This is a genomic window from Mesonia mobilis DSM 19841, from assembly GCF_000423405.1.
In the GTDB taxonomy this organism is placed as follows: domain Bacteria; phylum Bacteroidota; class Bacteroidia; order Flavobacteriales; family Flavobacteriaceae; genus Mesonia; species Mesonia mobilis.
The window spans coordinates 254,464-275,273 of sequence record NZ_AUHX01000004.1 but is presented as its reverse complement, the minus strand read 5'-3'; the positions used below and the strand labels follow the sequence as shown (position 1 = coordinate 275,273).

Sequence of the window (20,810 nt, the reverse complement as noted above, 5' to 3'; positions counted from 1 at the left end):
GCAAAACATATACAATGTTATATTACTTATTTCATTTTTTAGAAGAACAATACGAATTGCCGGGCGCGCAGATCTTTCAGTTTATCTCGTTTCGTGCTGCGTTGGCAATTATTTTGTCTCTATTGATTTCTACCATCTTCGGAAAAAGAATCATTAATTACCTGCAAAGAAAACAAGTTGGAGAAAGTGTTCGTGATCTTGGTTTACAAGGTCAAACTGAAAAAGCAGGAACTCCAACCATGGGAGGTGTGATCATTATTATGGCAACGCTAATCCCGGTGTTATTGCTCGCAAAACTAGATAACGTATATGTTTGGTTGTTAATCATCACGACCATTTGGATGGGAGTGATTGGTTTTATCGACGATTACATCAAAACTTTCAAGAAAAACAAAGAAGGTTTACAGGGGAAGTTTAAAGTGATCGGTCAAGTTGGTTTAGGGATAATCGTGGGAGCTACAATGTACTTTCATCCCGATATCACGGTAAAAGAGCAGGTAAGAACCGATGTGGTAAAAGAAGAAATTACCGATGCTAAATCATCTAATTACCAAGAAGAAAAGAAGTCTTTAAAAACGACCATCCCATTTGTTAAAAATAATGAGTTTGATTATTCAAGTTTAATCACTTGGATCGATACAGATTATGCAAAATATGCGTGGATCATTTTTATTCCGATCGTGATCTTTATTGTGACTGCCGTTTCTAACGGAGCCAATTTAACCGATGGGATCGATGGTCTTGCGGCAGGTACTTCAGCAATAATTGTGCTCACGCTCGGGCTCTTTGCTTGGGTTTCGGGTAACATTATTTTCTCAGATTACCTTAATGTCATGAATATTCCGAATTCTGGTGAAATGACGGTTTATATCGCTGCATTTGCCGGAGCATTAGTAGGCTTTTTATGGTATAATACGTTCCCTGCACAAGTTTTTATGGGCGATACCGGAAGTTTAACGATTGGTGGGATCATCGCGGTTTTAGCGATCGCAACTCGAAAAGAATTATTGATCCCAATTCTCTGCGGAATTTTCTTGATCGAAAATCTATCGGTAGTGATGCAGGTGAGTTGGTTTAAATATACTCGGAAAAAATTTGGCGAAGGAAGAAGAATTTTCTTGATGTCGCCATTACATCACCATTACCAGAAAAAAGGTCAGCACGAAAGTAAAATTGTTGTCCGTTTTTGGATTATCGGGATCCTGTTAGCAGTGATTACGATTGTAACCTTAAAACTAAGATAAATTGAAGCGCTTAGTAATTCTTGGTGGTGGCGAGAGCGGAGTAGGAACCGCGTTATTAGGAAAAGCAAAAGGCTATGAAGTTTTTGTTTCAGACAAAGGAAAAATAGCCGAAAAGTATAAAGATGTTCTTATAAATAATGAGATCGATTGGGAAGAAGAGAAGCATACTGAAGCTTTAATTCTTAATGCCGATGTGGTGATGAAAAGTCCGGGAATACCAGAAAAAGTAGAAATGGTACAAAAGCTTTTTCAAAAGGGGATTCCGGTGATTTCTGAAATTGAATTTGCTTCCGCATTTACCAACGCCAACATAATTGGCATTACCGGAAGTAACGGTAAAACCACTACGGCAACGTGGACAGACTATGTGCTGAAAAACGGAGGTTTAAACGTGAGTTTGGCTGGTAATATTGGCGACAGTTTCGCTAAAGAAGTGCTGAAAGATGAAGCTGAACATTATGTGTTAGAATTAAGCAGTTTTCAATTAGACGGAATTGAAAGTTTTAGGCCACACATTGCAGTGTTAACCAATATTACGCCCGATCATTTAGATCGATATGATTATAAATATGAAAATTATATCGCTTCTAAATTCAGCATTACAAAAAATCAAACCGAGGAGGATTATTTTATTTATGATGCCGATAATCCTACCATCGCAGAGTGGATAGAGAAATTTGAAATAAAAGCAAAAAAGCTGCCGCTAACTTTTCAGCAAAAAGTAAAAGAAGGCGCGTACGCAGATGAACAAAATATTATAGTAAAAATAGAAGACAACGAGTTTATTATGGCAAGAGAAGATCTAGCATTGAAGGGTGAGCATAACACGAAAAATGCCATGGCTGCATCAACAGTAGCACAACTTTTAAAAATTAGAAAGCAAACCATTCGTGAAAGTATGGGGAGTTTTCAAGGAGTTGAACATCGTTTAGAAAAAGTGTTGAAGATCAATAACGTGCAGTACATCAACGATTCTAAAGCAACCAATATCAATGCAACCTATTATGCGTTAGAAAGTGTGTCTGCAGAAACGATCTGGATTGTTGGAGGTGTCGATAAGGGAAATAAATATGAAGAATTATTGCCTTTAGTAAATGAAAAAGTAAAAGCAATCATTTGTTTAGGGGTCGATAATGCACGCATCAAAGAAGTATTTAGCAATTGTGTAGAAAATTTAGTAGAAACTCAATCGATGAAAGAAGCGGTGCAATTGGCTTACCATTTAGGAAATCCCGGTGATACCGTTTTACTTTCTCCGGCTTGTGCGAGTTTCGATCTATTTCAGAATTACGAAGACCGCGGAAGACAATTTAAAGATAACGTAAGAAACTTATAAAAAATTAGTGGCATTAAAAGATCACATATCATCTAACAATGTATTTTCCTATTTAAAGGGAGATAAAGCCATTTGGGCAGTTGCTGCGCTTTTGGCAATATTTTCATTTATTCCGGTGTATAGTGCAAGTAGTAATTTAGCTTATTTGTATGGCGATGGCGGTACTTTTAAATACCTAATTACGCATTTTGTGCACCTGTTTTTAGGTTTTGTTATTATTTATGCAATTCATCGTATTCCCTATCATTATTTTAAAGGTTTGTCTATTTTAATGATTCCTGTGATCGTAGGTTTGCTTATTTACACCTTGGCTCAAGGAACGACAATTGGTGGCGCAAATGCAAGCCGTTGGATCACTATTCCTATCATTAACAAGACATTCCAAACATCAACCTTGGCATCGGTGATCTTAATGATTTACGTAGCGCGCTATTTATCGAAGATACACGAGAAAAAAGTTACGTTTAAAGAGACAATTTTACCGCTTTGGTTGCCCGTAGGTGTAATTTTAATGCTAATTTTGCCGGCCAATTTTTCGACAACGGCGATCATATTTTTAATGGTCATGACACTGGTTTTTCTCGGTGGTTATCCTTTAAAGTATATCGGAATAATTTTAGGATCAGGAATATTATTCCTTTCCATTTTTGTTTTGTCGGCGAAAGCTTTTCCGGGTGTTTTCCCGAACAGGGTAGATACGTGGATTAGTCGTGTAGAGAATTTTGCGAATGATGAAGATACAGAAGCCGATTATCAAATTGAAAAAGCAAAAATAGCGATCGCTAGAGGCGGTTTAGCGGGAGCAGGAGTAGGTAAAAGCATTCAGCGTAATTTTTTACCACAATCTTCTTCCGATTTTATCTACGCCATTATTGTTGAAGAAATGGGCTTGTTGGGAGCTTTTGGGGTAATGCTCGCTTACCTGTTTATATTATTCAGGCTTGTCGTTATTTCAACCAAAGCGCCAACTATTTTTGGGAAGTTAGTCGTCGTGGCTGTTGGTTTGCCTATTATTTTTCAGGCATTGATCAATATGGCAGTCGCGGTAGAATTATTTCCGGTAACCGGGCAAACGCTGCCTTTAATTAGTAGCGGTGGTTCATCGATTTGGATGACGTGTTTAGCCTTAGGTATTGTGCAAAGTGTGGCGGCGAAGCGAGAAGAAATTAAAAAACAAGAAGAAGAATTAAGCTCGATAGAAGACGATAACGATAACCCGTTAGAAATTTTGAGCGAAGCAATATGAGCAAATTAAAATTCATACTATCTGGAGGAGGAACTGGCGGACATATTTATCCGGCGGTTGCCATTGCCGACGAATTAAAACGTCGTCATCCCGATGCTGAATTTTTATTTGTCGGCGCGCAAGACCGCATGGAAATGCAAAAAGTGCCAAAAGCCGGATACAAAATTGAAGGTTTATGGATTAGCGGAATTCAACGAAAATTAACGCTACAAAACTTAGCTTTTCCGTTTAAGTTGTTGAGCAGTTTACGCAAGTCGAGAAAGATTATTAAGAACTTTCAACCCGATGTAGTAATTGGTACCGGTGGTTTTGCAAGCGGACCTTTATTGAAAGTAGCGAACCAAAAAAATATTCCTACCGTTTTGCAGGAGCAAAATTCATTTGCGGGAATCACAAATAAATGGTTAGCCAATCAAGCCGATAAAATTTGCGTTGCCTATGCAGGAATGGAGAAATTCTTTCCGAAGGAAAAAATAAGATTTACAGGAAATCCGGTAAGACAAGATCTTATCGAGATTCAAAATAAAGAGAATGAAGCAGAAGCTTATTTCAATTTAATTCCGAATAAAAAAACGGTTTTAGTCATTGGCGGAAGTTTAGGAGCAAAACGTGTTAACGAATTAATTGAAGCGAATCTAAGTTATTTTGAAGCCAATAACTTACAACTGGTTTGGCAAACCGGGAAGCTGTATTTCGAAAAGTATAAAAAATACCAATCGGCAAACGTTCAAGTACACGAATTTTTAGACCGAATGGATTTAGCTTACAGCGCGGCAGATATGATTATTTCAAGAGCAGGCGCCGGTTCGGTGAGTGAGTTGTGTATGGTGGCAAAACCGGTGGTGTTTATTCCGTCGCCAAACGTAGCAGAAGATCATCAAACCAAAAATGCGATGAGTTTGGTAAAAGAAGAAGCGGCTATAATGTTGAAAGAAACCGAACTGGAAGAAAAATTTCAGCAAGAGTTTTCAGCATTGATCAGTTCAGAAACGCTTCAGCAAAAATTAAGTGCAAATATCTTGAAACTGGCAAAACCAAATGCGACAAAAGATATTGCAGGCGAAATTGAAAAATTAATTAAAAAGAATTAAAATCCTGCAACGTTTTAAAAACCTTGTAGGTATGAAAAAAGTAAGATTTTAAAATAAAAAATGAGCTTGTTTAACCACATACAAAATATTTATTTTATCGGCGTTGGCGGCATCGGGATGAGCGCTTTGGCCAGGTATTTTGTGCAACAAAACAAGCAGGTGGGCGGTTACGATCGTACACCAAGCAAGATCACAAAAAAGTTAGAAGAAGAAGGTGTACAAATTACGTTTACCGATCGTGTAGAAGAAATTCCTTCTTCATTTACCCATAAAGAAAACACTTTGGTGGTTTATACTCCGGCTGTTTCAGCGGAAAATCAATTATTTCAATATTTCAGGGACAGAGGTTTTGGGGTTAAGAAAAGAGCGGAAGTTCTTGGGATGATTACAAAAGATTTTCCAACACTTGCAGTAGCTGGCACTCACGGCAAAACAACAACTACTGCCATCTTAGCACATATCTTGAAGCAATCCGGGGTTAAGCTCACCGCTTTTTTAGGCGGAATTAGTGAAAATTATCACACCAATTTTATCAACGACGGGCACGAAGCTGTTGTGGTTGAAGCCGATGAGTTCGATCGTTCGTTCTTGCATTTACACCCAACAATCGCAGCCATCACGTCGATGGATGCTGATCATTTAGATATTTATGGCCAAGCGGAAGAATTGAAAAGAACCTTTTTAAGTTTTGCTGAAAAGGTAACCGATAAATCTAACTTTTTCTTTAAAAAAGGATTAGAGTTAGAAGGCAATTCGATTGCGATTGAAGAGAAAGCCGATTATCAGATAGAAAATGTGAAAGTTGAAAACGGCTCCTACATTTTCGATTTTGTGAGTCCGAAAGAAATTATCAAACAAATCGAATTCAGTTTACCCGGCAAACACAATTTAATGAATGCCGCAACCGCGCTTTCAATTGGGGTGAAGTTTGGGGTTGAAGGAGAAAAATTAGGCAAAGCTTTAGCCAGTTTTAAAGGCGTGGAGCGAAGATTTACTTATCATTTAAAAACTGAAGAAAAAGTTCTTATTGAAGATTATGCACATCATCCGGAAGAGATTTTGGCGGTGCATCAAGCCGTTCGAGAAATGCATGCCGGTAAAAAAGTGTTAGCGGTATTTCAGCCTCATTTATTCAGCAGAACTAAAGATTTTGCCGATGAGTTTGCAGACAGTCTTTCGAAGTTTGACGAAGTGATCTTGATGGAAATTTATCCGGCTCGAGAAAAGCCGATCGCAGGCGTCAATTCAGAATTATTACTTAATAAGATTACGAACGATAAAAAACAACTCGTTAACCGAGAAGATTTACGAGAAAAAATAACCACGTCTTCAGCAGAAGTTGTTGTGATGATGGGAGCCGGAGATATAGGAAATGAAGTAGAAACCATTAAAGTTGCGTTAAACCGTGAAAGTTAATTGGAATTACATAAAAGCTTTTGCAATATTGGCTTTGGTCGTATTTCTGTACAGTTTTTCTTCTCGAAGAAACGCTGCTAGAAAAATTACCGAAGTAAAAATTCAATTTACTAATGGTGAAAACCTGTATGTGACTGAAAATGCAGTTAATAAGTTGTTGATAGTAAATGCGGATACTCTTCATAATGAAGGGAAAGAAATCATAGATTTGAAAACGTTAGAAAATACCTTAGATACACACGAAATGATTAAAGAAGCAGACGTGTTTCTAACGGTAGATAAAAAACTAATTGCAAACATAACTCAACGAAAGCCATTGGCTAGAGTGTATGGTAGAGAGTCATTTTACATAGATACCCAAAGTAAAAAAATGCCCTTGTCTAAAATTTATTCGGCACGCGTACCGTTGGTAACAGGCATTACAGAAAAAGACATTCCTCAAGTTTACCCTTTACTTACCAAAATTGAAAACGATAAATTTTTAAAAGAACACATTACCTCAATTTCAAAAGGTAAAGAAGAGAATTATAAACTGGGCTTACGAGTGCTCGATTTTGAAGTAGAACTAGGTAAAATAGAGAATTTAGAACAGAAAATTAAAAACTTTAAAGCCTTTTATAAAAAGGCGATGAAAGATAAAAAGCTGAATGCTTACCGTCGTGTAAGTCTTCAATTTGATAATCAGGTTGTTTGTACCAAAAAGTGACATTGTTTTGACTATGAAAGATAAAGATATTGCAGTAGGACTTGATATTGGAACCACTAAAATTGTAGCCATGATCGGCCGTAACAACGAGTACGGTAAAATGGAAATTCTCGGCATCGGGAAATCTAAAAGTTTAGGAGTTCATAGAGGCGTAGTTAATAACATTACACAAACTATTCAATCGATTCAGCAGGCAGTGCAAGAAGCAGAAGCTAATTCTGGGATGGATATTAGCGGAGTAGTAGTTGGGATTGCCGGACAGCATATTAGAAGTTTACAACATAGCGATTACATTACCAGAGAAAATTCCGACGAAGTTATTTCTGAACGTGATATCGATATGTTGTGCAACCAAGTACACAAATTAGTGATGCTTCCGGGTGAAGAAATTATTCACGTATTACCGCAAGAATATAAAGTAGACGGTCAAGCCGAAATTACAGAACCAATCGGGATGTACGGCGGTCGTTTAGAAGCTAATTTCCATGTAGTAGTCGGGCAAATTTCATCGATCAGAAATATTGGTCGTTGTGTAAAAAGTTCTGGGCTAGAATTAGCTGGAGTAACCTTAGAACCTTTAGCATCAGCAAATGCAGTATTAAGCCAAGAAGAAAAAGAAGCCGGTGTCGCTTTAATCGATATAGGAGGTGGTACAACTGATTTAGCCATTTTTAAAGACGGTATTATTCGCCACACGGCAGTAATTCCTTTCGGCGGAAATGTAATTACAGAAGATATTAAAGAAGGTTGCTCGATTATCGAGAAGCAAGCTGAATTGTTAAAAGTAAAATTTGGTTCAGCCTGGCCGGGAGAAAATAAAGACAATGAGATCGTATCTATTCCAGGACTTCGAGGCAGAGAACCTAAAGAAATTACGCTAAAAAACCTTTCGAAGATCATTCATTTTAGAGTGGTTGAAATTATCGAACAGGTATTTTTAGAAATAAAAAATTACGGTCACGACGAGCAAAAGAAAAAATTAATTGCGGGGATCGTCATTACCGGTGGTGGTGCGCAATTAAAGCATTTAAAGCAGTTAGTTGAATATATTACAGGTATGGATACGCGTATTGGTTATCCTAACGAACATTTAGCCGGCGATAGTGATCCAGAAACAACCAGCCCAATGTACGCAACTGCCGTAGGATTGGTGTTGAATAGTTTAGAAAAAAATCAAAAACGAGTTGAAGAGGAAGAAGCCGCAGCTGTTGCAGAAAAACAATTACAACAAGAAGCTGAAGCACAACCGGAACAGTTTGTTGAGCAACCCTTAGAAGAGCCACAACAACCGATCAACGAAGAATTAACAGAAGAAGATCCTAAAGAAGAAGAGCAGGAAGAAACCTATAAAAAGCCTAAAAAACATCGCAAGAACATTTTTGAAAAATGGTTCGACGATTTTAAAGATTTTTTAGACAACGCAGAATAAATAGCTAGAAAAAGAAAACAAGACATTAAAACCGAAAATTATAGAATTATGAGCAGCACAGAATTCGACATTTCATTCGATTTACCAAAAAACCAATCCAATGTGATCAAAGTGATTGGAGTAGGTGGTGGTGGTTCTAACGCCATTAACCATATGTTTCACCAAGGAATAAACGGGGTAGATTTCGTGGTTTGTAATACAGACGCGCAAGCCTTAGAAAACAGTCCGGTGCCTATTAAAGTTCAGTTAGGAGTAAGTTTAACTGAAGGATTAGGAGCAGGAGCAAATCCCGAAATTGGAGAAAAAGCTGCTTTAGAGAGTTTCGACGATCTAAAAACCTTGTTAGATAAAAACACCAAAATGGTTTTTATCACCGCAGGAATGGGTGGTGGTACCGGTACAGGAGCTGCGCCGATCATCGCCAAGCAAGCCAAAGATATGGATATTCTAACCGTAGGTATTGTAACGATTCCTTTTCAATTTGAAGGGAAAATGCGTAACGAGCAAGCGCAGTTAGGAGTAGAGAAATTAAGAAAGAACGTAGATTCTCTTATTGTGATCAATAACAATAAGTTAAGAGACGTTTATGGTAATTTAGGTTTTAAAGCAGGATTCTCGAAAGCTGATGAAGTGCTGGCTACAGCTTCTAGAGGTATTGCAGAAGTAATTACGCATCACTACACGCAAAATATTGACTTGCGTGATGCAAAAACCGTATTAAGCAATAGCGGTACGGCCATTATGGGATCGGCAACAGCTTCGGGTAGCAATAGAGCGCAAGAAGCAATTGCAAAAGCCTTAGATTCCCCCTTATTAAACGATAATAAAATTAGCGGAGCTAAAAACGTATTGCTGTTAATCGTTTCTGGTTCAGAAGAAATTACGATTGATGAAATTGGTGAGATCAACGATCACATTCAAGGAGAAGCAGGACACAGCGCCAATATTATTATGGGTGTTGGTGACGACGAAAGTTTAGAAGAATCAATCTCGGTAACCATCATTGCCACGGGTTTCGATCTTGAACAGCAAAACGTAATTGTGAATACAGAAACTAAAAAAATTATTCACACTTTAGAAGACGAGCAAAAAGCTGTTCATAACTTAACGCCGGGTCAAACCACACCGAGGCAAACTGCTCCGCAAGAAAGAAAAGCGCCAGAACAAAATAGAATAGTTCATACGCTAGAAGATGAAGTTGAAGAAAAACCTGCACCAAAAAGAGAAGAGCCAAAAAATGAAATGAACTTGGTGCCAACTTCAGAATTGATTAAGAATATTGAAGTTTCTTATGAAGACATCAGCTATAACGAAGATGATTTCGTGATTATCGATGCAGATCAAGAAGCGAAAGAAGTTGAAGTAAACGAGCCGGAAGAAATTTCAGCACAAACAGAAGAAGATGAGCAACCAACGATGTTCACGTTCGATTTTCCTTTAAATGAAGAAAAAGTTGAAGAGAAGATAGAAGAAACTCCTTCAGCAACAAAAAATGAAGTGGAAGAGCCGGATCATAAAGTTTACTTCAGCCTAGAAGAAGAGGAAGTTGAAGAAGATGTTAAAAACATCGAAGTGAATAGTGGGATTGAAGTAATTTCTGCTGAACAAAACGCTAACGGAGAGAAAAGATATTCTTTAGAAGATTATATGGAGTTGGAAGAGCGTATAGAAAACGCAAAACCACAAGCAACATCGACTCCGCAACCTCAAAAACCAACTCAACCTGAGCCTAAGGCAGAAGAGTTTAAAGTTGAACGTAGAGAAGTAAAACAGGAAGAAAAGCAAGCTCCGCAGCAACCGGCTTCAGGAGAAATAGACCCTTTTGAGAATCCGATTTCAGAAGATTTAATTGCTAGAGCTGCAGAACGTAGAGCGAGAATGAAAAACTTCAACTACAAATTCAGAAACAACAATAATATCGATGAAATCGAGAAGCAGCCTGCTTATAAAAGAGCAGGATTAGACCTAAATAACGAAGGTTCTGCGACAAACGATAAGATTTCTAGAACCAGTTTAGGTACCGATAGTAACGATGAGATTACGTTAAGAACCAATAATTCGTTTTTACACGATAACGTAGATTAAGCCTAAAACACAAAAACAGAGAAAAACCCGAAGTTTACAAAACTAAACTTCGGGTTTTTTGATGGAGATTACTATCTTCGCAAGACTAAAAATTTTCTATTTATGAGTTTAGAAAAAGACGTGATGACGCAAATGAAAGCTGCGATGAAGGCAAAAGATGCTGCAGCTTTAGAAGCTTTAAGAGCTGTAAAAAGTGCTATTCTATTAGCAAAGACAGAAAATAGTCAGCAAGATTTATCTGAAGAACAAGAAATTAAAATTCTTCAGAAATTAGTAAAGCAGCGTAAAGACAGCGCTATTCTTTACAGAGAGCAGAATAGAGAAGATTTAGCAGAACCGGAAGAAAAACAAGCAGAAGTAATCGCTCAATTTTTACCGGAGCAGTTGAGTGAAGCAGAAATTGAAGCAAAAGTAGAAGCAATTATTGCAGAAACCGGAGCTGAAGGAATGAAAGATATGGGAAAAGTAATGGGCTTAGCTTCTAAAGAATTAGCCGGTAAGGCCGATGGTAAAACCATCTCGATGGTCGTGAAAAAGAAATTAGCTTAAACAAAAACTAGCTTACACAAATAAAGGCCCCGTGGCGCAACTGAATAGCGCATCAGATTTCGGCTCTGAGGGTTGCAGGTTTGAATCCTGCCGGGGTCACAAAAAAACCACGCTAATTAGCGTGGTTTTTTAATTTTCAATTTTTAAAACTTAAAGGCTTTTACTCTACTATCAATTTTTCGGTTTTTATAGCATTTCCTTTTTTAAACTGAAGAAGATAAATTCCTGAAGCTAAAGAAATCTCAAGTTGATTTTGCCCTTCTTGTAAAGTTTTAGAGAAAACTTCTTTTCCGGTTAAATCGACAATACGAACTTCTTCTACTAACTGCTCGTTATTAATAAATAGTTGCTGTTGAACTGGATTAGGGAAAAATGAGACCTGTTCAAACTCTTGTTCATTTACAGCTAAGCTTTCGCAGCCAACAGGATCGTAAAGTACTTCCCCTAAACTATTATCATCAGTTTGATGAAAAATTACACTTTCAGCATCGGCTAAAGTATTTGCTTGACCTTCGATCCAGCAGTTGTGTAATGCTGTAATAGTGTTTGGAGTGTTATTGTATAAAGCGTAAGTATTTCCGCCGTTTCCGTTGTTGGCAAAAACATTTCCGCCGGGATTGTCTTCATTATCACCTAAATTGACAGATGCTTCACCAATAACCGTAATTCCCCATAAATTTCCGCGAATTTCATTGTTGGTCGCCACAACTTCTTGCGTGTTAGAAGATGAATTCAAAGAAATACCGCTTCCGCCAAGGTTTGGGACTCCTTGTGTGTCGTTATTTTCGATCACATTATTTCGAATGTATGCGAAAGAATTTCCGCCAACTACAGTAATTCCGTAGCGATTATTAGTAATAGTATTATTATCGATAATACTTCTTATTTCACCGCCGGTTAAATTGGCAACTGCGATCCCGCCAACTAGATCGAGTGTAGGATCTCCAATAATTGTGTTTTGCGTAATTTTTAAAGTATCGATTCCCGATGGTCCCATATTAATTTGTGGTCGGTTTTGATTACTTTGTCCGTTACCTTCTAAATAATTCCCGTTAATAATTGCTGAAACCTCTTGATTAGCTCCGGAAGCAACTGCCGGTAGATCGTTTTCTAAAAAGGTGTTGTTTTCGATAATTGGCGAGCCGTAAGAAACAGAAACTACCGCTCCGGTAGCTGCTCCACTCACATTATACGCTAAATAACTATTGGTAAGCGAAAAGTTTGGCGTAAGCACTCGCAAACCACCACCGTTTTTAATGACGGTATTGTTAATGCTAATCTGCGAATCATTTTCAAATCGAAAACCTTCGTAAGGCGTTAAACTATCAGTTGCAGTGATCACCATTTCGCCACTAGACGGATTACTGCTGAAGTTACCATAAACTTGAATAAGAACATCTTGATTTACATATAAAGAATCTGCAGCATCAAGTGTAAAGGAATCGTTTTCGGAAATAATTAAATCTTCTGTAAGCGTATAGCTTGTACCATTAAATGTAAGCGGAGAAGCTGTTGCATTTAATAAATCTTGCATTGTCCAATTCACTCCGGTGTCTGGGGTAGTAAATTGTGCTTTTGCGCCCAAAAAGCATAAAAATGCCAATAGGCTGAGAGAAATTTTTTTCATAAGATTATTTATTGGATTATATAGTTTTTACTAGATAAATATAAGCCTTTGGTATTGAAAATAGAAAAGGCTAGAAATAAAAAAAGCTTCTCGATTAGAGAAGCTTTTTCTGGTGCGGGCGGAGAGACTCGAACTCTCACACCTCGCGGCACTAGATCCTAAGTCTAGCGTGTCTACCAATTCCACCACGCCCGCATAAAACTTAGCAACAAACTTAGCAACAAACTTAGCAACAAACTTAGGACGGTTTGCTAAGCGGATGCAAATATAAATAAACATTTCAATATTCAAAGAAAGTATATCATAAAATTTCAGTTTTAAAAAACATGTTGGTATCTTGGCATTTCAACAAATAAAAAAATGATCTCATGAACAAGAGCAAAGCTTATATAGAAGAGCATAAAGATCGCTTTTTACAAGAATTAATAGAACTGCTTAAAATACCATCGATAAGCGCAGATTCTGCTTACAAAGAAGATGTCCTGAAAACTGCAGAAGCGGTAAAAGAACGTTTAGCAGAAGCGGGCTGTGAACTAACAGAAATTTGTGAAACTCCGGGTTATCCTGTGGTTTACGGTGAGAAAATTATCGATAAAAATTTACCAACGGTCTTGGTTTACGGGCATTACGATGTGCAACCGCCAGATCCTATTAATTTATGGGATTCACCTCCTTTTGAACCGGTCATTAAAGAAACCGAAACTCATCCTGAAGGAGCTATTTTTGCACGGGGCGCTTGCGACGATAAAGGGCAAATGTACATGCACGTAAAAGCTTTAGAGTACATGGTCAAAAACGACGATTTACCGTGTAACGTAAAGTTTATGATCGAAGGAGAAGAAGAAGTAGGGAGTGAAAATTTAGGCTGGTTTATTGAGCGCAATCATGACAAATTGAAAAATGACGTGATCTTAATTTCCGATACAGGAATGATCGCCAAAGATACTCCTTCAATAACCACAGGTTTGCGTGGTTTAAGTTATGTTGAAGTAGAAGTTACAGGTCCTAACCGCGATTTACATTCTGGTTTGTATGGTGGCGCTGTTGCCAATCCGATCAACGTGTTAACCAAAATGATCGCTTCGCTTCACGATGAAAACAAACACATTACCATTCCCGGCTTTTATGATAAAGTGGAAGAACTTTCTATGGAAGAAAGAGCGAAAATGGCAGAAGCACCCTTCAGTTTAGAGAAGTATAAAAAAGCACTGGACTTGAATGATGTTTATGGAGAAGAAGGTTACACAACGAATGAGCGAAATTCAATTAGACCAACACTTGATGTGAACGGAATTTGGGGCGGTTATATTGGTGAAGGAGCTAAAACCGTGATCCCAAGTAAAGCTTTTGCAAAAATTTCGATGCGTTTAGTGCCTAATCAAGATTGGAAAGAAATTACAGCACTCTTCAAAAAACATTTTGAAAGTATAGCGCCAAGCGGAGTTACTGTTGAAGTAAAACCGCATCACGGTGGGCAAGGTTATGTGACGCCAATCGACGGGATCGAATACCAAGCTGCCAGTGAAGCATATCAAGAAGTTTTTGGTAAAGAGCCAATTCCGCAACGAAGTGGAGGAAGTATTCCTATTGTTTCTTTATTTGAAAAAGAACTAAAAAGTAAAACTATTTTAATGGGATTTGGCTTAGATACCGACGCCATCCATTCACCCAACGAACATTTTGGAATTTGGAATTATTTAAAAGGAATTGAAACCATTCCTTTCTTCTATAAACACTTTGCAAGACTAAAAAAATAGAATTTTTAGTAAAACCTCTTCCTTTTGAAGAGGTTTTTTTCTTTTTATCTAATTTTAAATATTAACTACGGTTTGGAATAAATATTGATTTATCTTTACGGAAGATTTATTTTTAAGCCATGAATGCGTATCGACTTTTAATTTTTGTTAGTCTTACATTTTTCTCATCATTAAAAATGCTTGGGGTAAATTCTGCTGAAATAAATGGTATTGAAATTCAGCAAATCAATCAGATCATTATTTCTGTAGATGAAAGCGGAGTAATTTTATTTAACGAAGAAAAAACCGAATTAAGTTCATTAGAAAAACAAATTTCTGAGAGAATCGATTTTTTTGTTGAAAAGGGATTTGATAAGCCTACTATAACCATTAGAATTTTTGAAGATACTTCAAAAGAAATTCTAGAAAATATTAAAGCTGAAGTAAGAAAAACTTCTATTGAGTTTTTAGACGTCCAGCAGACTAAAAAAGTTGAAAAGAAAGTTGAAGAAGTAGATAGCCTCGACATTCAGAAATACAAAAAGATCATTAGTGCTTGGAAACAACAAAGCGAAACAGATCGTACTTTTAATAAAGCCGATGTAGAATTTGTAAGAAATGTTTACAAGCGGATGAACTTTAACCAAATGATGCGTGCCGGTAAATTGCCTTCATTTGTACCAAAGGTTGAAGATCTAGATACGATAAATTAGTCTTTTTTCTTTTCTTTTTTAGCTTCTTGAAATGCATCTTTAAACTCTATATCTTCATCTACTTGCCCTTGAAAAGCTGAAATCCACGCATTTTTGAAAATATTAAAAACGGTTGGCCAGATTTTCGTTTTAGTTTGATTGAGATCACCTTCAATGGGAGCTTTGGTCGCTAGAGTGTCGGTTCCTTGATTTTTCAGAATAAATTTAAAAACGCCTACAAATCCTTCCCAAAGTGTTTTTAAAAATCCATCATCTTTTCCAATTAATTTGGTGTCTTTCAATAAGGGTTTAACGTAGCCTTTTAAATAACCATCGGAAATGGCAAATTCAGTAAAAACTCCTAAAGTTCCCTCTTCAAAATCAAGTCCGGCGTAATAATTTGTAAAGTCGTTCAAAGCGGTTACACTTGCATTTTCTAAAGAAAGTGAAACATCCATATCGGGTATTTCTTTAATTAAGTTAATTCTGGCGTCTAACTTAAGTTTTCCGTTACCAATACTGGTTCCGGTCGCGGTAACCGGTGAAGGCAACGTGCGTTCGGTCTGTCTTACATTTCTTAAGTTTTGAGCGCTCAAACGCAAATCGTTGATGTATAAATCTATGTTTGGTTCGGCTTGTAATTGTACAAAACCCAACTTTCCATTATATACTTCAAAATGGTTAACATCTAACGGAACTAAATCTGTGAGCGCTTTGGTCCAATCTTCTTTATCGGGCTCTTCATCCGCAGTTTTTTCTTGATCTTCAAAAACATAGATCACTTCCGGACTTTGCATCTCGATTTCACTTACAATCTTTCCTTTTAAAAGTGAGCTCCATTCAATAGAAATATCGGTCTCCGGAAAATTAAGAAAAGGTATTTCTGTTTCTGCGGTTTTCTTGTTGAGGTAAAGCCCTTCAATTGTGTAAGCGCCTCGAATTAAAGAAAGATCAATATCTTCAACTTGACCGTAATAACCGGGAATATCAGCCAGAACTTTGTTGACATAGTTTTTAATAAGCGTTGGTAAATACAGTCTAAACGCTATAAGAATAACAATAATAGTGATTGGTAATAGATACCTTTTTTTCTTATATCTTTTTTTAGGTTTAGACTTACTCATTGCTTTTATTTTAAGCTAATTTGTAAGTTTTTTCTGTTATTCTAGGTTAACGAAGTCATAAAAACGTAAACAATAGTCAAGCTAAAGTGCAAGATTCTTGAAAGACCTATTTTTCAAAATATTAGTAAATACTGTTATTGTTTCATTAATAAGGATATTCTTATGAGTAAATGTGTCTACATTTATTTCAAAATCAAGAAAAAACTTATTATTTGAAAATAAATACCGCTATAAGAGAACAACTTCAGGTTTCCAATTCTATTTTGGAAACGATAGGAGACACCCCATTGGTAAAATTGAAGCATATTCCATTGAATTCCACATGTGAAGTCTTTGCGAAACTTGAAAGTTTTAATCCTAGCTGTAGTATAAAAGATCGAACTGCTTACAATATTCTTCAAAAAGCAATTGAAGCTGGAGAACTAAAAAAAGGAGATACGGTGATCGAGTCTAGTTCGGGCAATATGGCTATTGGTCTTGCACAAGCTTGTTTGTTACTAGATATAAAATTAATTGTAGTTGTAGATCCTAAATTAAATAAAGCTACAGAGCAGTTACTACAAACCTATGGGGCTACTATCGAAATGGTTACAGAACCGTTAGAAGAAGGAGGATTTCTAGGCGCTCGTTTAGCCAAAGTAAAAGAATTACTCAAAACGACTGAAAATAGTTTTTGGAGTAATCAATATGGGAACCTCAATAATCCGCTTACACATCAACAGACCACAAAAGAAATTTATGAAGCTTTAGCGGGAAATCTGGATTACCTTTTTGTGGCAACTAGTACTTGTGGTACTTTAATGGGATGCGCAAGTTATATAAAAGAGCATCATCCGAAAACAAAAGTCATCGCTGTAGATGCCGTAGGAAGCGTTCTTTTTGGAGGAGAAGCCGGACCTAGAAATATACCGGGGCACGGTGCTGGAGTAAATTCTCAATTTTTGAATGAAAATTATATTTACGATTTTATTAAAGTGAATGATCTTGAATGTGCGATGGGTTGCTGGGAGTTGCTAAAGAAAGAAAGCATTTTAGTAGGTGGTTCTTCGGGTGCTATTATTAGTGCTTTCCATAAGTATGAGTCTCAATTAGAAGAAGGAGCTCGTTGTGCACTTTTGTTGAGTGACGGCGGAAATAGGTATTTAGATACAATTTACAACCAAGAATGGTTATTAAAAAATATTCCCGGAGTTTATGATTCGCTAACTCCTATTGGCGGTTGGAAAATTAAACCTGCTTCAGAATTTTCTGTGGCGATTATTGGTCTTGGTCCAAAAGGTTTATATGGTTTAGAGCGTTTATTGGCTACTATTAAAGCTTCTAAAATCGAAAATCAAATCCATATTCATCTGTACAATAAAAATCATTTTTTTGGAGCGGGAGATGTTTATAAAACTAATCAGCCTAGTTATTTGAAAATGAATTTTGCAAATGAAAAAATAGACATTCGTCCAAAATCTAAACCTGAGCCAATCACAAATCGGTTATCAAGTTATGTAAGTTGGCTAAGTGAATATTTAGGTGAAGAAGAAAGCTCATTGCTAAAGCAATTTTCATCACGCAGTACCGTGGGTAAATATCTTTCTTATTGTTTTGAAATCTTAGTAGCAGAAGCTCCTAAAAATGTAAAATTCCATGAACACACAGAAGAAGTAATTAATATTTCTAAAAGAGGAGAATTATTGAAAATTGAAACTATTTCTTCTTCCGAGAAAAAAGAAATAGTAATAGTTAACCATCTATTGTTAACCACAGGACACGCAGGTAATCGAACTTCGAGTTTAGAAAAAGAAAATACTTCATACATTAATTTTATATATCCCGTATCTAAAAAATTGTCTCCTGTTCAAGCAAATTCAGTGGTAGCGATAAAAGGGATGGGATTAACTTTTATAGATGCCGCTTTAGCCTTAACAGAAGGTAGAGGAGGAAGTTTTTTAGGGAAAGCTGAAGAAATGCGCTATATAAAATCTGGCGACGAACCTCAACTTATCTATCCTTATTCCAGATCTGGTGCGCTCATGATTCCAAGAGTAGGAGAGATGCCCGCTTCACCGTCCTTGCGTTTTTTTACTGCTGAAAATATGGATGCTTTAAAGGGAGATTCTACTTATAAATTTAATTTTACAAAAGAATTATTACCCTTAATCAAGAAAGAATTCACCTATCGTTATTATAAATTAGCATTTCAAAATGTAGGAGAAAATCTAAACAATTCGTTAGCTTATGATGAAATGAAAGCACAAATTGAAGTTTTTCATTTAAAACATCCAACTGAAAAAAAGTTCAGTTTTAAAGAACTGAAAGATCCCTTTTCAGATTCAGAAAAATATAATTCTTTTACCGCAAATCATTATTTAGAGGAAACATTGAAGCAAGTTTCATTAGGGAATAAAAGTCCGTTGTTAGCTGCTATAAGCGCCTGGCATGATATTAGTCCTATATTTAATGACATCTATAGCTTTGGAGGACTTACCGCAACATCACATCAAATTTTTGATACCGATTACGCACCATTTTTTAACCGTATTAGTTACGGTCCGCCACTAGAAAATATGTATAAAATATGGGCTCTGGTAAAAGCAGGAATTTTTGATTTCACTTTCGGTAAATCTCCTAAAATTGAAAAATCAATCAATCAACAATTAGTCTTAAGCAATTCAGTAGGAAATTTCAGTAAGCAAGTAGAGATCGATCATCATATTGATGCGCGAATCCCTAAAATGAATTTGAAAACAGATTGTTCGCCACTTTATCAGAATTTGTTGAAGAGCGGATTGGTAAGGCCTTTTCAAAATTTAAATGCTGAAGATAATTATTTTACCGGCGGAATCGATTTAACAGAAAACGGGAATCTGATAGATAAAGAAGGAAATATAATTGAAAATATAACCGCTTACGGAACTCCTACTGAAGGCGTCACCTTCGATAACGATACACTTTCTAGAAGTCGAAACGATTTCGGATCAATCTGGGCGAGCAATGCAGTGAAAACCATCATTAAAATTAATAAGAACTAGGATTAGATGAATAATAAAAATTACACAAAAGGAAATCAACAAGAAGGACTTACTCCAATCACTTCTAATTGGATGCATAAAATCATGAAAGAACAAGAAGTGGTTCAAGAGCTTTTTACGACCTATGGTTCTCCTCTAAATATTCTACATCCCGATTCTTTCGCTAAAAATTGCAATACATTTAAAGAAGTTTTTCAGCAGTATCAGGTAAAATCTCAACTCTTTTACGCAAGAAAAGCCAATAAAGCTAAAGCGTTTGTAAAACGAGCCTTTTTAGAAAATATTGGGGTAGACACTGCTAGCGAGCGTGAACTTGAACAGTCACTAGAACTTGGCGGTGATGGCGATCATTTAGTGCTTACTTCAGCAATAAAAACCGAAAAGCAAATCCGTATCTCAATTCAACATCAAGTTCCTATCATAATTGATAATCACGATGAATGTTTATTGATCAATAAATTGGCACAGGAACTCAACTGTAAAGCACGTGTAGGTTTTCGGTTAAGCGGATTTTATGTAGATGAAGAAAAACTTTATAGTCGCTTTGGGTTTGATATCGAAGAAATTGAAGAGTATTTAATCACGAATGTAGGTGAAGATAAAAAGTTGAATAAGTTTAATGTGGAAGGAATACATTTTCATTTAGATGGTTATTCAACAAAGCAAAGAAGTGAAGCTTTATTGCAATGTATCCAGTTAATAAAAAAATTGAATGCACAAGGTTTTACTTTTCGATTTATCGACATAGGTGGAGGTATTTTAATCAACTATTTAGAAAGTAAAACTGAATGGTTAGATTTTGATGCAAAACTGAAAAAAAGTTTAAAAGGTGAAATTTCTCCAGTTACATTTAATAATAACGGACTCGGTTATTGGCTCGAAGACGGAATTGTAAAAGGAGAACGAAAAACCTATCCTTATTATAATGAAATTAATACCGATAAATTTTTAAATGAAATTTTAGCTTATACAGATAACAGCGGAAGTTCCATTGCATCATTGCTCAGAGATCAAAATTTAGAAATTCGAATCGAACCAGGAAGATCCTTAGTGAATCAATCGGGTATCACGATGGCAAAAGTTGTACATCGAAAAAAAGATGCCAAAGGGCAATGGTTGGTCGGTTTAGAAATGAATATGAGCCAAATGATGAGTTCAAGCGCAGACTTTATGCTAGACCCTTACGTAATGTATGCCGATTTAGAAGATAAAGAAGCAGAAAACGAAGCTGTAGAAGTTTATTTTACCGGTGCTTATTGTTTAGAAAGAGATGTACTATTAAAGCGAAAAGTAAAATTACCCAAGCTTCCGGAAATTAATGATGTAGTTGTTTTTGTAAATACGGCGGGTTATATGATGCATTTTTTTGAAACCCAAGCGCATCTTTTTCAATTAGCGACTAATCTGGTTTATACAGAAAAATCAGATTCAATAGGAGTAACCGACTTTAAAAAAGATTCGGAAGATTAATTCTTACAAAACAGAAAATAACTCCTGAATACTGTTCAC

The 20,810-nt window shown here is 36.4% G+C and carries 15 protein-coding genes and 2 tRNA genes; 14 read left to right on the top strand and 3 right to left on the bottom strand.

Annotation, left to right across the window (positions count from 1 at the left end):
* Positions 1 to 14: 14 nt before the first annotated feature.
* The 10 genes from mraY (at position 15) to G551_RS0103895 (ending at position 11,201) form a co-directional block, all read left to right on the top strand.
* Positions 15 to 1,244 carry a phospho-N-acetylmuramoyl-pentapeptide-transferase gene (gene mraY, locus G551_RS0103940; protein WP_027884336.1) on the top strand — a complete coding sequence of 410 codons (1,230 nt, stop codon included), beginning with the start codon at positions 15 to 17 and terminating at the stop codon, positions 1,242 to 1,244.
* A 1-nt stretch (position 1,245) separates the two neighbouring features.
* Positions 1,246 to 2,580, top strand: a complete 1,335-nt coding sequence (gene murD, locus G551_RS0103935) for a UDP-N-acetylmuramoyl-L-alanine--D-glutamate ligase (protein WP_027884335.1) — start codon at positions 1,246 to 1,248, stop codon at positions 2,578 to 2,580.
* A 7-nt stretch (positions 2,581 to 2,587) separates the two neighbouring features.
* On the top strand, positions 2,588 to 3,826 hold the full coding sequence (locus tag G551_RS0103930) for an FtsW/RodA/SpoVE family cell cycle protein (RefSeq protein ID WP_027884334.1): 1,239 nt from the start codon (positions 2,588 to 2,590) through the stop codon (positions 3,824 to 3,826).
* Positions 3,823 to 4,917, top strand: coding sequence for an undecaprenyldiphospho-muramoylpentapeptide beta-N-acetylglucosaminyltransferase (murG, locus tag G551_RS0103925; protein WP_027884333.1), 1,095 nt, complete (start codon positions 3,823 to 3,825; stop codon positions 4,915 to 4,917). The genes G551_RS0103930 and murG overlap by 4 nt, the downstream gene beginning before the upstream one ends.
* A gap of 60 nt (positions 4,918 to 4,977) precedes the next feature.
* On the top strand, positions 4,978 to 6,333 hold the full coding sequence (murC, locus tag G551_RS0103920) for a UDP-N-acetylmuramate--L-alanine ligase (protein ID WP_027884332.1): 1,356 nt from the start codon (positions 4,978 to 4,980) through the stop codon (positions 6,331 to 6,333).
* On the top strand, positions 6,323 to 7,039 hold the full coding sequence (locus G551_RS0103915) for a cell division protein FtsQ/DivIB (protein WP_027884331.1): 717 nt from the start codon (positions 6,323 to 6,325) through the stop codon (positions 7,037 to 7,039). The genes murC and G551_RS0103915 overlap by 11 nt, the downstream gene beginning before the upstream one ends.
* A 13-nt stretch (positions 7,040 to 7,052) precedes the next feature.
* Positions 7,053 to 8,468: a cell division protein FtsA gene (gene ftsA / locus G551_RS0103910; protein WP_027884330.1), complete on the top strand. Its 1,416-nt coding sequence runs from the start codon at positions 7,053 to 7,055 to the stop codon at positions 8,466 to 8,468.
* A 48-nt stretch (positions 8,469 to 8,516) separates the two neighbouring features.
* Positions 8,517 to 10,553, top strand: coding sequence for a cell division protein FtsZ (gene ftsZ / locus G551_RS0103905; protein ID WP_027884329.1), 2,037 nt, complete (start codon positions 8,517 to 8,519; stop codon positions 10,551 to 10,553).
* A 102-nt stretch (positions 10,554 to 10,655) separates the two neighbouring features.
* On the top strand, positions 10,656 to 11,102 hold the full coding sequence (locus G551_RS0103900; RefSeq protein WP_027884328.1) for a GatB/YqeY domain-containing protein: 447 nt from the start codon (positions 10,656 to 10,658) through the stop codon (positions 11,100 to 11,102).
* A 25-nt stretch (positions 11,103 to 11,127) separates the two neighbouring features.
* Positions 11,128 to 11,201: transfer RNA gene (locus tag G551_RS0103895), tRNA-Arg, on the top strand.
* 61 nt (positions 11,202 to 11,262) lie between these two features.
* On the opposite strand, the gene G551_RS0103890 is transcribed toward G551_RS0103895, so the two are convergent.
* Entirely contained in the window at positions 11,263 to 12,729 is a 1,467-nt protein-coding gene (locus tag G551_RS0103890; RefSeq protein WP_027884327.1) for a T9SS type A sorting domain-containing protein, read from the bottom strand.
* Positions 12,730 to 12,839: 110 nt separating this feature from the next.
* Positions 12,840 to 12,924: transfer RNA gene (locus tag G551_RS0103885), tRNA-Leu, on the bottom strand.
* A 173-nt stretch (positions 12,925 to 13,097) separates the two neighbouring features.
* Between G551_RS0103885 and G551_RS0103880 the strand changes: the two genes are divergently transcribed.
* Positions 13,098 to 14,486 carry a dipeptidase gene (locus G551_RS0103880; protein ID WP_027884326.1) on the top strand — a complete coding sequence of 463 codons (1,389 nt, stop codon included), beginning with the start codon at positions 13,098 to 13,100 and terminating at the stop codon, positions 14,484 to 14,486.
* Between the two features lie 176 nt (positions 14,487 to 14,662).
* Complete coding sequence (locus G551_RS0103875) at positions 14,663 to 15,178, top strand: hypothetical protein (RefSeq protein WP_027884325.1); 516 nt, start codon at positions 14,663 to 14,665, stop codon at positions 15,176 to 15,178.
* Here the strand turns inward: G551_RS0103875 and G551_RS0103870 are convergent.
* Complete coding sequence (locus G551_RS0103870; RefSeq protein WP_027884324.1) at positions 15,175 to 16,281, bottom strand: DUF748 domain-containing protein; 1,107 nt, start codon at positions 16,279 to 16,281, stop codon at positions 15,175 to 15,177. The genes G551_RS0103875 and G551_RS0103870 overlap by 4 nt on opposite strands.
* A 212-nt stretch (positions 16,282 to 16,493) precedes the next feature.
* On the opposite strand from G551_RS0103870, the gene sbnA reads away from it, so the two are divergent.
* Both sbnA and G551_RS0103855 read left to right on the top strand, forming a co-directional pair.
* Positions 16,494 to 19,301 carry a 2,3-diaminopropionate biosynthesis protein SbnA gene (gene sbnA / locus G551_RS16385; protein ID WP_229797304.1) on the top strand — a complete coding sequence of 936 codons (2,808 nt, stop codon included), beginning with the start codon at positions 16,494 to 16,496 and terminating at the stop codon, positions 19,299 to 19,301.
* A 6-nt stretch (positions 19,302 to 19,307) separates the two neighbouring features.
* The gene (locus G551_RS0103855; RefSeq protein WP_027884323.1) at positions 19,308 to 20,771 is read left to right on the top strand and encodes a type III PLP-dependent enzyme domain-containing protein; all 1,464 of its coding nucleotides are present in this window, start codon (positions 19,308 to 19,310) and stop codon (positions 20,769 to 20,771) included.
* Positions 20,772 to 20,810 lie beyond the last annotated feature (39 nt).

Bases quoted from the DNA above. Each gene is read 5' to 3' on its own strand.
- mraY (WP_027884336.1), top strand. From the start codon at position 15: ATGTTATATTACTTATTTCATTTTTTAGAAGAACAATACGAATTGCCG.
- murG (WP_027884333.1), top strand. From the start codon at position 3,823: ATGAGCAAATTAAAATTCATACTATCTGGAGGAGGAACTGGCGGACAT.
- murC (WP_027884332.1), top strand. From the start codon at position 4,978: ATGAGCTTGTTTAACCACATACAAAATATTTATTTTATCGGCGTTGGC.
- ftsA (WP_027884330.1), top strand. From the start codon at position 7,053: ATGAAAGATAAAGATATTGCAGTAGGACTTGATATTGGAACCACTAAA.
- ftsZ (WP_027884329.1), top strand. From the start codon at position 8,517: ATGAGCAGCACAGAATTCGACATTTCATTCGATTTACCAAAAAACCAA.
- G551_RS0103900 (WP_027884328.1), top strand. From the start codon at position 10,656: ATGAGTTTAGAAAAAGACGTGATGACGCAAATGAAAGCTGCGATGAAG.
- G551_RS0103890 (WP_027884327.1), bottom strand. From the start codon at position 12,729: ATGAAAAAAATTTCTCTCAGCCTATTGGCATTTTTATGCTTTTTGGGC.
- G551_RS0103880 (WP_027884326.1), top strand. From the start codon at position 13,098: ATGAACAAGAGCAAAGCTTATATAGAAGAGCATAAAGATCGCTTTTTA.
- G551_RS0103875 (WP_027884325.1), top strand. From the start codon at position 14,663: ATGCTTGGGGTAAATTCTGCTGAAATAAATGGTATTGAAATTCAGCAA.
- G551_RS0103870 (WP_027884324.1), bottom strand. From the start codon at position 16,281: ATGAGTAAGTCTAAACCTAAAAAAAGATATAAGAAAAAAAGGTATCTA.
- G551_RS0103855 (WP_027884323.1), top strand. From the start codon at position 19,308: ATGAATAATAAAAATTACACAAAAGGAAATCAACAAGAAGGACTTACT.